Source organism: Larkinella sp. C7 (genome assembly GCF_006149005.1).
Lineage (GTDB): Bacteria > Bacteroidota > Bacteroidia > Cytophagales > Spirosomataceae > Larkinella.
On the sequence record NZ_VBSL01000002.1, the window covers coordinates 259,546 to 271,346 of the forward strand.

At 53.2% G+C, this 11,801-nt stretch carries 9 protein-coding genes; 4 read left to right on the forward strand and 5 right to left on the reverse strand.

The features are described from left to right. Positions 1-44: 44 nt before the first annotated feature. From FH871_RS06220 to FH871_RS06235, 4 genes are all read right to left on the reverse strand, one after another. The gene (locus FH871_RS06220) at positions 45-1,769 is read right to left on the reverse strand and encodes an ABC transporter substrate-binding protein (RefSeq protein WP_229317095.1); all 1,725 of its coding nucleotides are present in this window, start codon (positions 1,767-1,769) and stop codon (positions 45-47) included. A 94-nt stretch (positions 1,770-1,863) separates the two neighbouring features. Next, the gene (gene yidC, locus FH871_RS06225; RefSeq protein WP_138990478.1) at positions 1,864-3,702 is read right to left on the reverse strand and encodes a membrane protein insertase YidC; all 1,839 of its coding nucleotides are present in this window, start codon (positions 3,700-3,702) and stop codon (positions 1,864-1,866) included. A gap of 126 nt (positions 3,703-3,828) precedes the next feature. Continuing rightward, positions 3,829-5,493, reverse strand: a complete 1,665-nt coding sequence (locus tag FH871_RS06230) for a CTP synthase (RefSeq protein WP_138990479.1) — start codon at positions 5,491-5,493, stop codon at positions 3,829-3,831. 125 nt (positions 5,494-5,618) lie between these two features. Beyond that, positions 5,619-6,599: a GlxA family transcriptional regulator gene (locus tag FH871_RS06235; RefSeq protein ID WP_138990480.1), complete on the reverse strand. Its 981-nt coding sequence runs from the start codon at positions 6,597-6,599 to the stop codon at positions 5,619-5,621. A 137-nt stretch (positions 6,600-6,736) separates the two neighbouring features. Here FH871_RS06235 and FH871_RS06240 point away from each other — a divergent pair, with 137 nt between their 5' ends. The 4 genes from FH871_RS06240 to FH871_RS06255 all read left to right on the forward strand — a co-directional run bounded on the left by FH871_RS06240 (position 6,737) and on the right by FH871_RS06255 (position 10,431). Continuing rightward, positions 6,737-7,168, forward strand: coding sequence for a VOC family protein (locus tag FH871_RS06240; protein WP_138990481.1), 432 nt, complete (start codon positions 6,737-6,739; stop codon positions 7,166-7,168). A gap of 102 nt (positions 7,169-7,270) precedes the next feature. Next, on the forward strand, positions 7,271-7,852 hold the full coding sequence (locus FH871_RS06245) for a dihydrofolate reductase family protein (protein WP_138990482.1): 582 nt from the start codon (positions 7,271-7,273) through the stop codon (positions 7,850-7,852). A 30-nt stretch (positions 7,853-7,882) separates the two neighbouring features. Further along, on the forward strand, positions 7,883-8,185 hold the full coding sequence (locus tag FH871_RS06250; RefSeq protein WP_212768202.1) for a hypothetical protein: 303 nt from the start codon (positions 7,883-7,885) through the stop codon (positions 8,183-8,185). A gap of 59 nt (positions 8,186-8,244) precedes the next feature. Then, entirely contained in the window at positions 8,245-10,431 is a 2,187-nt protein-coding gene (locus FH871_RS06255; RefSeq protein ID WP_138990483.1) for a PQQ-binding-like beta-propeller repeat protein, read from the forward strand. A 39-nt stretch (positions 10,432-10,470) separates the two neighbouring features. Here FH871_RS06255 and FH871_RS06260 read toward each other — a convergent pair whose 3' ends face one another. After that, positions 10,471-11,682, reverse strand: a complete 1,212-nt coding sequence (locus FH871_RS06260; protein WP_138990484.1) for an ABC transporter substrate-binding protein — start codon at positions 11,680-11,682, stop codon at positions 10,471-10,473. Positions 11,683-11,801: the final 119 nt, after the last annotated feature.

Consider the following 11,801-nt stretch of genomic DNA (forward strand, 5'->3'; position numbering starts at 1 on the left):
TCGCGCTTTTCTATTCACTTATTCGCTCATTCGCTCATTCACAATTATTTGATTAGTGTAAACCGTGTTCCGTCGTATTTTACGATGGGCACGACCTGGTTATCATTGCTGGCGGTGTAATCGTAGCCGGAAAGCAGGTAGCCTTCTTCGGGGGCGGCTTTGAGTTGCGACCGGTTTGTAATCTGGCCGCGGGTTCGGGCCAGCATCCGGCCAAAAAACAGCAGCATATCGTACCCCTGGTATGCGTACATCGACGGAATCATATTGCGCTGATCCAGGTATAGCTCCTCAAATTCGTCCGAACCGGGGCGCTCCGGGTCGACAAATTCGGGATACACCAGATATAAATCACTTTTTGAAAAAATCGACAGGGGATCCTTGTCAAAATTGAAGGCAGACGAAGTGGCAATCACCGGGACTTCCACTTTCCGTTGTGTGAGCAAGCGGAGCAATTTGGCCCCCGTACTTTCGTCGCTGCTCACCAGAAAAATGTGGCCGGGTTTGTTCGTTTCCGACAGCCGAATGGCTTCCAGATCGCTGCTGCTTACTTTCCGAAAATCCTGCACGGTATACCCAATTCGTTTCAGTTCGTTCTGATACAGGGTCGCGAGCGTCGAGTCCTTCCGGGTGTTCCCGAAATAAATAGCCGCTTTTTTCACCATCGACAAGGTTCGGGCAAAAGCGACGGTTTTCAGCGCCTGCTGGTTCAGCGACGGAGTAGCCAGAAAAGCCAGGGGTTGGTTGACGATCAGTTCACTGCTGGTTGAAATCGGATTAACGAGCAAAACGTTGTTCTGGTTGGCAAATTCCGTGGCAATCCGGTTGGGTTCGGCGTAGAGTGGGCCAATCATCAAATCGTTTTGAATGAACCCCGGATTATTGACCAGCGTCGTCATTTTGGTGCCATCATTATCGACATCGTAGGCAAACAGATTCACCGTAATGCCTTCCGACTGCAATTTCGTTTTCGCCAGCCGCATACCGTTGTACAAATCCAGCGCGTACTGATTCGAACGGGCGCGCTCCTCGGGATTGATGTCGTTCAACCGAAATGGAAACAGCACGGCCACGTTGTAATAGCCTTTGTTGCGGTTTTTCTCCGGTCTGGCAACGCTCGCCGTACTGGATGACGCTTCGGTCGTAACAGGCCGCGAAACCCCCGGTACCCCAAACCGGTTGGTCAGCCGATCCGAGAGTTCGAGGTCGGCCGGAGCCGTCGACGTTCGTTGAATCTGATCGATCAACGCCAGCGCCAGTTCACGGTTGCTGGGAAACTCTTTCTGCATCAGTTTCAACCGGTTCAAATCGTTGATCTGGCTGAAATAATAGGTTTGCAACTTACTGACGTCCGGTTTGAGGGCCGGATCGCCGATGCGGCCCAAGTTTTCGATGCCTTCTTCGTATTGCCCGTTTTCAAAAAAAGCCGCCCCCAGCAGGTAATAGGCATCGTCCATTTTTTTCCAATCCGGAAACCGGTCGATCAACTGCTTCAACATCAGTCGGCTTTCTGAAAACCGTTTCAAATTGAAATCGGCCAGCGCGTGGTAATAGTGCGCGTAGGGCGCAATGCCACTGGTTCGGATCTCGGTCAGCGGCTTGAGTTCGGCCTTGGCTTTCACGTAGTCTTTCTGCTGAATGAAGCGTACCGCATACTGGTAGCGTCGTTCAACATGATCGGTTTGGGCCATAGCCGCCAGTGCGGTCGTCCACAGAAGGACACAGAGGCTGAGTGACCTGAAACCGGTATGGAAAGCAAAAGACCTGTTCATGGGGCTGGATTAAGAAGCGTGGCACAAAACTAACAAAACCAACACAGACGTGTTGGTTTTGTTAGAAAGAAGACGGATTAGTGAGTCATCTTTTTTATTTTTTCGGTCGTTTTTTGGCCTCTTCAGCCTGCTTTTTAGCTTCCTCAGCCTGTTGGAGCGAGCGTTGCAGCAAATCCTGAAACTTCGATTTCTTGACATCGCCCTTCGCAAACTTCTTCCGGTTTTCTTCCAGCACCGCTTTGATTTTATCTTCGTCGACAAACTTGCGAATCAGCAATTGCTGGGCAATCGTCACGACGTTCGACACAAAGTAATAAAACGTCAGACCGGCCGGAAACGAATTCAGGACGAACATGAACATCAGCGGGAACACGTAGCTCATCGCTTTCATGTTAATCGGGCTGTTCGGCTGGGCGGGCGTCATCTGGTTGTTATAGTACGCGTATGCCAAACTCGACGCCGTCATGAAGATCGTAAACAGACTCAGGTGTGAACCCAGGAACGGAATCGTGAACGGGAATTTGATGAACGAATCGTAGGTCGACAAATCGTTCGACCACAGGAATCCTTTTTGCCGCAGTTCGATCAGGTTCGGAAACAGGAAGAACAACGCCATCAAAACCGGCATCGTGGCCAGAACCGGAATACAGCCACTCAGCGGACTCACGCCCACCTGCTGATACAGTTTCATGGTTTCCTGCTGTTGCTTGGCCATGTCGTCGCCCACCTTCTCACGAATCGCGTTCACTTCGGGACCCAAAACCCGCATTTTCGCCATGCTAACGTACGAACGGTACGTCAAAGGCGTTAGCAGCAGTTTCACGAAAACCACCAGGGCAATGATCAGCAGGCCGTAGTTGGAGATGAATTTCTCCAGAAAACTAAACACCGGCACAAAAAAGTACTTGTTCACCGGTTTCAGAATGGCATACCCCAGGTAGACGTTCCGGTCGAATTCGGGTGCCACTTCGTCGAGCAACTGGTAATCGTTCGGGCCAAAATAGAAGCGGTAATTGCCTTTACCCGCCTTCACATCCGCGATGGGAATCAGCACGTCGGCGATGGCGGTTTTGACCGTACTGGAATCCGCTTCGTTCACAATCGTTTTGAAAACCGGCTTTTTGAAGGGACTGCTCTCCGAAATAAAACCGGCCAGAAAGTATTTGTGTTTGATGGTAAACCACTGCACCGGCTCTTCCAGCGTCGCTTCCTGATTGGCCGCGCCTTCCGACAGGCCATCGAAATTTTCGTCGGCCGACAGGTAATTGATCGTTGCCGATTTGCGGTTTTCGGCCATGTCGTTTTCAAACTGCCGCATTTTATCCTGCCACAGGAACCGGATGTCGTTGTTGGTCAACAGCTTATCCAGGCCATTCAGCTTCAGATCGTAGTCGACCACAAAGCCTTTCGCCGGAATGGTATAGGTCTGTTCAACGGATTCGGTGGGCGACAGGGCGAGTTTAAACGATACGGTTTGGGCGTTTCCCTGAACGGTTGTCTGGGGTGGCGTGGCCGTTTCGAAATACAATTTTTCGATGTTGACTTTCCCCCGGTTGGTGGGCAGTTCCAGCACCATTTCGCTGCTTTCTTCATTCAGCAGCACGAGCGGTTTCTGGTCGTACGTTTTGTAATTTTTCAGAAGAACTTCTTTGACGCGTCCTCCCTGGGTACTGAAGGTAACCCGGATATCGGGGTTTTCGACGACGATATCCTGGCTCTGGCCCGTTGCTGCGGCTGCAAAATCGCCGTACATCATTCGGGAGGCTGCCGAGTCGAGGGGTTGTTCCGCCTGTTTGGCGGCTTCCGGCGTGGGGGCAGTGGTGGCGGTTTCCTGTTGTGGTTTTGTCTCCGGAGCGGGCTTTGGCATTAACAACTGATACCCAAGCAACATCCCCAAAATCAATACAATACCAATAATTTGATTACGATCCATTTTTTTTGTTTAAAGCGTAAGGTTTAAAGCGTAACCCCGGCGCTTCAATCCGCATCGGCGGCCCGGGTTATGCTCTAAACCTCACTCAAATTCTAGTAGTCCGCAAAAGTACGGAGAAGCAAAGGCTTAACCAAGATTCGCCGTGGTGTCGACCAGGCGTTTCTCCTGAGAGTGGCCCATCGACGCCCGCACGAAATGCACGAACAACGGATGCGGGTCCATCACGGTGCTTCTCAACTCGGGGTGAAATTGCACACCAACGAACCACGGGTGGTTTTTGAGTTCTACAATTTCGACCAGCCCGGTTTCCGGATTGATTCCGGTTGGCACCAGCCCGGCTTTCTCAAACTGGTTGATAAATTCATTGTTAAATTCGTACCGGTGGCGGTGCCGTTCGCTGATCTGCGACTTTCCGTAAATCTGGAACGCCAGCGAATCTTTCTTGATTTTGCAGGGATAAGCGCCCAGCCGCATCGTACCGCCTTTGTTGGTCACCTTTTTCTGGCTCTCCATCATGTCGATAACCCGGTGCGATGCATTTGGGTTCATTTCCGACGAATGGGCGTCGGACCAGCCCAGCACGTTGCGCGCAAACTCGATGCAGGCACACTGCATCCCGAGGCAAATGCCCAGAAACGGTATTCCATTTTCACGGGCAAAGCGGATGGCGTTGATCTTGCCTTCGATGCCACGTTCGCCAAAACCGGGCGCAACCAGAATACCGTCGAGGTCCCGAAGGCGGTCCGAGACCTGCTCGAAATCTCCCAGGGTTTCGGACTGGATCCATTCGACATTGACCTTGCACTCGTTCTTGGCTCCAGCGTGGATGAACGACTCGGCGATGGATTTGTAGGCATCCCGCAACTCGACGTACTTGCCGACCAAACCGATCGTAACCGAATCCGTCGGATTTTTGAGGTGGCCCAGAAATTCCTTCCAGCTATCGAGATCGGCATCCTGATCGTTGTAGAGATCAAGCATGTACAACGCCCGCTGGTCGAGTTTTTCTTTGCGCATCAGCAGCGGAACGTCATAAATCGTTTCGGCGTCGATGGCTTCGATCACCGAATTCACCTGCACGTTACAGAACAGCGCAATTTTCCGGCGAATGTCGGGCGGAAGCGGGTGTTCGGTGCGGCACACGATGATGTCGGGCTGAACGCCATTTTCGAGCAGCATTCGAACAGAGTGCTGGGTCGGTTTGGTTTTCAACTCGCCGGCCGAAGCCAGGTACGGAATCAGCGTCAGGTGAATGACGAGCGTATCTTTTTCGCCCAGTTCAAACTTTAACTGCCGGACAGCCTCCACAAATGGCAGCGATTCGATGTCGCCTACACACCCACCAATTTCGGTAATGATGATGTCGTATTCACCGGTTTCACCCAGCAGCCGGATGTTGCGTTTGATTTCGTCGGTAATGTGCGGCACGACCTGTACCGTCCGACCGAGGAAATCGCCCTTGCGTTCGCGGGTGATGACGTTGTTGTAGATTCGGCCCGTGGTGATGTTGTTGGCGCGTGACGTACGAATGTTCAGAAAACGTTCGTAGTGGCCCAGATCGAGATCGGTTTCCGCGCCGTCGTCGGTGACGTAGCATTCGCCATGCTCGTATGGATTGAGCGTACCGGGGTCAATATTGATATAAGGATCAAACTTTTGAATCGTGACCGACAGGCCGCGAGACTGAAGCAATTTTGCAAGCGAAGAGGCAATAATGCCCTTGCCTAACGAAGAAGTTACACCGCCCGTAACGAATATGTACTTAGCGGTTTTCTGACCGGATGGAGCCATGTCTGAAAACGAAATGTGGTTGTTACGGGATGTAAAGGTAGGGAAAGTTACGGAGAAAAGGTGGGTATGTGGATGGAAAAAGTTACGGACGGGAGTAATGGGTTGAGGGTCAGCCCGTGGTGTGTTCAGGCCACGGCGGCAACTTTGTTGTATTTGTTGCGGTATTCGATGGGCGACAAACCGGTGATTTTTTTAAAGATCGTCCGGAAGGCTTTGGTGTCGGAATAGCCCACGTCGTACATGATTTCGTTGATGTTCTTCTGGCTGATTTCCAGGTTCTTCTTGGCGGCTTCGATTTTTACCCGCTGGATGTATTCGGCGACGGTATTGGACGTGGCTTTCTTAAACCGCCGTTCCAGGTTCCGCCGGCCCAGGGCGTGCATGTCGGCCAGTTGGTCGATGGTAATTTTGTCCTGAAAGTTCTTCTCGATAAACTCCTGGGCTTTTTTCACCGGCTCGTCTTCGTGTTCTTTCTGCCCCTGAAAAATCGTAAACGGCGACTGGGTTTCCCGGTCGATTTCAATGGCAAAGACTTTGGCCGACAGCACCGCAATGTCGCGGCCCGCGTATTTTTCGATGAGGTACAAAATCAGATTCAGGTACGAGAACGCGCCCCCGCTCGAATAGATGCCCATCTCGTCGGTAATGATCCGCTCGGTGACCAGGTTCACGTCGGGAAACAACTGCCGGAAGTCATTTGTCGCCATCCAGTGCGTGGCACACTGGCGGCCTTTGAGCAAACCGGTCGAGGCCAGCAAAAAGGCGCCCAGACACAGGCTGGCCACTTCCGAACCGCCCCGGTATTGGTCGGTGATCCACGGAATAAAGTCGCGGTTTTTTTCAATCGCCAGCCGCAGGTCACCATCCAGCGCGGGAATAATGATCAAATCCGTCTTCTGCACGTCAGCTAAAACAGCATCCGCATGGGCCGTAAAAGCACCACCGCTCAGGGGCGTTTCTTTCGTCAGACCGACCAGTTGTACCCGGAACAAAGGCGGTTGGCCCTTGGCGGCAAAAAACTGATTGACCTGCGTAAACAACTGGCGGGTGCCCTCCAGGCTACCTAAAATAGCCCCTTTGGGGACTAAAATCGATATATGCTTCATGCGTCAAAAATAAGGAAAGGGATTGTCGTAATCAACCCCTTTTATTGCCGCGTTTGCCCCCTGCCGCTGTCAAATTATTCCCGTACGTTTGTACTATACGCAACGCAAAAAAACCGCATCAATCCAAACACATAACGATGGCCTTATTCAATCCATATCTGAATTTTAACGGCAATACCGAAGAAGCGTTTACGTTCTACAAGTCGGTTTTTGGGGGTGAATTTATCGCGCTCCAACGTTTCAAAGACACACCCGAAGGCGCAAAACTCTCGGCCACGGAGGCCGAAAAAATCATGCACATTGCGTTGCAGATCGGACCCGGAACCCTCCTGATGGCAACCGATGCCCTGGAATCAATGGGTCACACCATAACCATGGGGAGCAATTTCCATCTATCCATCAACGTCGACAGCAAAGAAGAAGCCGACCGCCTGTACGAAAAACTTTCGGCGGGTGGAGTAGCCGTGATGCCGATGAAAAAAGAATTCTGGGGTGCTTATTTTGGCATGTTGACCGATCCTTACGGCATCCAGTGGATGATCAGTTTTGATGAAAAACTAGCCGCCTGACCAGTCAACGAACAGGAACAACAACCTTCTTCTATTTTGAAATCAGCAGGGTCCGGTTTGAAGCCGGGCTCTGCTCCCCGGATGATTACGACCGACTGAATCATGAGAAAGGTGAAATTACAGATGCAAATGACCCTCGATGGCTTCGTGGCCGGCCCAACGGGCGAACAGGACTGGATGGTCTGGAACTGGGATGCGGTTCTGAATCAGTATGCCGCCGATCTCGCCAATTCCGCCGACACAATGCTGATTGGCCGCGTGACCTACGAGGGCATGGCGAATTACTGGCCGAATGCCGCCACCAATCCCGACGCCCATGCGGATGACCTGGCCTTTGCGCACCAGATGAACGAGATCGATAAAGTGGTTTTTTCAACAACGCTTTCAACGGTTGCGTGGAAAAATGCCCGGTTGACCCAAAAAAGCCCCGCCGAAGAAGTGGCCGAACTGAAAACCCGGCCGGGCAAAGACCTGATTCTTTACGGGGGAGCCCGCATCGTCTCGGCTTTTGTTCAACACAACCTGATCGACGAATACCATCTCTTCATCAACCCCGTCGCCCTGAAAACCGGCCTGCCGATCTGGCAGGAAATGGCCGACCGCATGACGCTGAAACTGGTGAAGACCACCGTCAGCAGCGTCGGCATTGTGGTGCTTTGTTACCAGCCTGAACCAGCCCGGTAGGCAGTCGGCAGGATTATTGTTCTCTCCGGTATGAATCCATCCGCAGGTGTTATGGTCGAAGTTTTTAAAACCAATGTGTGGGATACGCGTCACGCCAACCAGCTTCTGGATCTCATCCATCAAACGTTCACGCACTATACCGCCAATTTTGACCTGGAAGATTGTGACAGGATCCTGCGCATCCACTCGTCAACCGGTCTGGTTGAAGCGTGTTTCGTGATTTCGCTGGTGCAGGATTTCGGGTTTACGGCGGAGGTTTTGCCGGACGATGCTCCCCTTTACTCACCGGATTTTTTAGTCCGGAACCCACTCCATACCGGAACGCACGAGTAAAATCGGGCACCATTTTGTTTATGGGTACGGTACACAACCGTCACTCATCGCAGCCTCCCATGCGTCACCTCGCTCCCTTTTTAAAAAACCGGCTCGGTCTGAAACTGGGCTCTTTTTTTGCTTTGTCGGCTTTTCTGCTCCTGTCGGGTTACCAATCGAACGACGATAAAAACCGCACCTGGAGCACTTACAAAGCCGATGCCGAAAGCACCAGTTATTCCGAACTGAATCAGATTACGGTCAACAACGTCAGCCAGTTGCAACTCGCCTGGACGTTTCAGCCGAACGACGCCCAGGCCGGTGCGCGGCCCGGCAGCAGTGAGTGCAACCCCATCATCATCGACGGTGTTTTATACGCCACGTCGGCCCGGCACCGGGTTTATGCCGTCGATGCCGCCACCGGCAGGCAATTGTGGTCGTTCGATCCGTTCGATGGCGGAGTGGGCGGGGGCGTCAGCCGGGGCGTTACGTATTGGGAAGATGGCGCGGACAAACGGATTCTGGTAACGGGTGGCGATGTGCTGTTCGCGCTGGATGCCCGCACGGGAAAACCGGTTCCGGGCTTCGGAAAAAACGGGCAGGTGAGCATGAACGTCGGCTTGCGGGACGCTCCCGAAACCATTTCGGTCATACCGACATCGCCCGGAATCGTCTACCAGGATCTGCTGATCATGGGGGCCGAAGTATCGGAATTGTATGGGGCGCAACCCGGCTACATTCGGGCCTACAACATCCGCAACGGAAAACTCGAATGGACGTTTCATACCATTCCGCTGCCCGGCGAACCCGGCTACGAAACCTGGCCCAGGGAAGCGTATAAATATGCTGGTGGCGTCAACGACTGGGCGGGCATGAGCGTGGACACCCGGCGCGGCATGGTGTTTCTGGCCCTGGGCTCCCCTTCCTACGATTTTTACGGCGCCGACCGCAAAGGCAAAAATCTGTACGGCAACAGTGTGGTAGCCCTCGATGCCAAAACCGGCTACTACCGCTGGCATTTCCAAACCGTCCACCACGATTTGTGGGACTATGACCTCCCCGCCCCGCCCAATCTGGTCACGGTGGAACGCGATGGTCCCGACGGTCGGCCCCGGAAAATAGACGCCGTGGCCCAGGTGACCAAACACGGTTTTGTGTTCGTCTTCAACCGGGAAACGGGTGAACCGTTATTTCCGATTGAAGAACGAAAGGTGCCGATGTCTCACCTCCCCGGCGAGGAAGCCTGGCCCACGCAGCCTTTTCCGCTGAAGCCCAAGCCGTTTGCCCGTCAACACATGACGGAAGCGGATTTGACCCGGTATTCGACGGCGGGGCATGACTCCATCGTAAAAAAATTCCGGTCGATGCGCTACGAGGGACTCTTTACCCCACCGGATCTGAAAGGCACCTTGATGCTGCCCGGAACCCGGGGCGGTGCCGAATGGGGTGGCGCGGCCTATGACCCGGCCACGAGCGTGTTGTACGTCAAGTCGAACGATTCGCCGGAAATACAGTCGATGCAAAAAGTCGATCCGGAAAAAGAAGCCAAAGACCAGACGATTTTTGCCCAGGGCAAAACGCTTTACATGACGTATTGCGTGAGCTGCCACGGCAAGGACAAAAATGGCGATGAACCCACCTATCCGTCGCTGATCGGCCTCCGAAACCGGATGACGCGCGAGGCTGCGCTCGCCAAAATCAAACAGGGTGGCGGCAAAATGCCGGCCTTTGCCAGTGTGGTCAAAGGGAAGGAACAGGGCATCCTTGCTTTCCTGTTCGACCGGGAAAAGAATTCGAGCAAAGCCACCAAAATGGAAACCGGTCAGACCCTGGCGGGTGCCGACAAATACCTGAATCTGACGGCCTACGGCCATTTCCGGGATCCAAATGGACATCCGGCCATCAAACCGCCCTGGGGAACACTCAACGCGATTAACCTGACTACCGGCGATTACGTCTGGCAGATTCCGCTGGGAAATCATCCGGGATTACAGGAAAACGGAGCGCCGGAAACCGGACTGGAAGGCTCTGCCGGTCCCATCGTCACCGCCGGTGGGCTGGTTTTTATCAGCGGCACCCGGGATCAGAAGCTGAAAGCCTTCGACAAAGCGACGGGCAAACTGGTGTGGGAGACCACGCTCCCGGGTGTTGCCAACGCAACCGCCTGTACGTATTTCAGTGGCAACCGGCAATTTGTCGCACTCTCGGTTGGCGGAAGCAAAGAAAATCCGGCCGGTTCTATTATGGCCTATTCATTACCAAAATGAGCGCACCTTAACCTTCTGAAAAGTTATGATTACACGCACTCAATTCGACTTTCCGACCAGTTTCCACTGATACACACCACCAACCTTTTCAATGCCCCAGTAATCGAATGAGCCGCTGGCCCGGTCGCCGAAGGTGTCGAGATTCGTCGGGCCGGTTGCCCCCACATAAGCGTTGGCTTGGGTCACAAACTGGCTTTCCAGGGTGCTGAGGTCGGCCGGGACGCCATTGCTGGCTTCGATCGTTTTGGCAATAACCCACATCGCATCGTACACCGCGATGCCGAACGCATCGGCGTCGATACCGGTTTTGGTTTTTATCCGGGCAATGAGTGGCTCCCAGGCGGTTTTATACGCGTCCGGCAAACCGAAGGTCGGTGTAAAAAACTGCGTACTAATCGCAAAATCAGCAGCATCCGGGTCGCCGATCAGGGCAGCACTCAGGGCCACGCCATCCCCACCATACCAGCGCACGGAACTCAGAACCGGGTCCGAAGCCGCCTGCTTAAACAGGGCGACACATTCATCGAAGGAAGCCAGATAAACGCCGACTTTGCCAGCACCGTAAGTAGTGGTGAATGCGGTAATCTGTGCTTTAATCGCGGCAATTTCTGCGGTAAAATCGCTGATGGACGTACCGTAGGGTGTCAATGGCTGAACCACCCCGCCCAGCGTGGTAAATGAAGCACCGGTCGATGTTTGCAATCCTTTGTTTCCGGCATCATCACGGGCAATGGTCACCAGTCCGCGAATGCCCTGTTCATAGATGGTTTTGGCAATGGCGGCTCCCTCAATTTTGTCGGCCGGACAAAACCGGAAAACCGGGTCGTCGGCAATGGCCAGACTTCCCGCCGTACTGCCCTGGCTGATCACGAGGCTGTTGTTGGAACTGGTAAGAGGCAACAGGGCCGCCAGTTCGGCACTGGACTGTGGCCCGATGAAAAACCGGGTTCCGGCCCCAGCCGCTGCCGTGAAAAAACCAACCGCTTTTTCGGCTTCCAACTGGGTGTCGTAGCCCGTAACGCTGAGCCGGAAGCTGCTGCCTTTGCCCGCAAAATAGCTATTGATGTCTTCCTCCGCAATTTCCATCGCGGCCTGGGTGGTAATTCCGAGGGATGACCAGTTTCCGGTCAGCGACGAAAGTCCGCTGATGTTGATGGTAACCGGTTGCAGGTGATCGTCAACCGAACACCCGGCAAAAAGAAGTAAGCTAAAAACAAATACGGAAGCGGTCAGGTTTTTTAGGATGTTCATATGAGTTTAATTTTGCCGAAAATATACGACATATTACACTCATAATCACACCCCATACACCAATAGATTTGTCTGACAATCGACCTTTTCCGTGTATCTATTCACTCCTTTGGTCAGAG

Bases quoted from the DNA above. Each gene is read 5' to 3' on its own strand.
- FH871_RS06220 (WP_229317095.1), bottom strand. From the start codon at position 1,769: ATGAACAGGTCTTTTGCTTTCCATACCGGTTTCAGGTCACTCAGCCTC.
- yidC (WP_138990478.1), bottom strand. From the start codon at position 3,702: ATGGATCGTAATCAAATTATTGGTATTGTATTGATTTTGGGGATGTTG.
- FH871_RS06230 (WP_138990479.1), bottom strand. From the start codon at position 5,493: ATGGCTCCATCCGGTCAGAAAACCGCTAAGTACATATTCGTTACGGGC.
- FH871_RS06235 (WP_138990480.1), bottom strand. From the start codon at position 6,599: ATGAAGCATATATCGATTTTAGTCCCCAAAGGGGCTATTTTAGGTAGC.
- FH871_RS06240 (WP_138990481.1), top strand. From the start codon at position 6,737: ATGGCCTTATTCAATCCATATCTGAATTTTAACGGCAATACCGAAGAA.
- FH871_RS06245 (WP_138990482.1), top strand. From the start codon at position 7,271: ATGAGAAAGGTGAAATTACAGATGCAAATGACCCTCGATGGCTTCGTG.
- FH871_RS06250 (WP_212768202.1), top strand. From the start codon at position 7,883: ATGAATCCATCCGCAGGTGTTATGGTCGAAGTTTTTAAAACCAATGTG.
- FH871_RS06255 (WP_138990483.1), top strand. From the start codon at position 8,245: ATGCGTCACCTCGCTCCCTTTTTAAAAAACCGGCTCGGTCTGAAACTG.
- FH871_RS06260 (WP_138990484.1), bottom strand. From the start codon at position 11,682: ATGAACATCCTAAAAAACCTGACCGCTTCCGTATTTGTTTTTAGCTTA.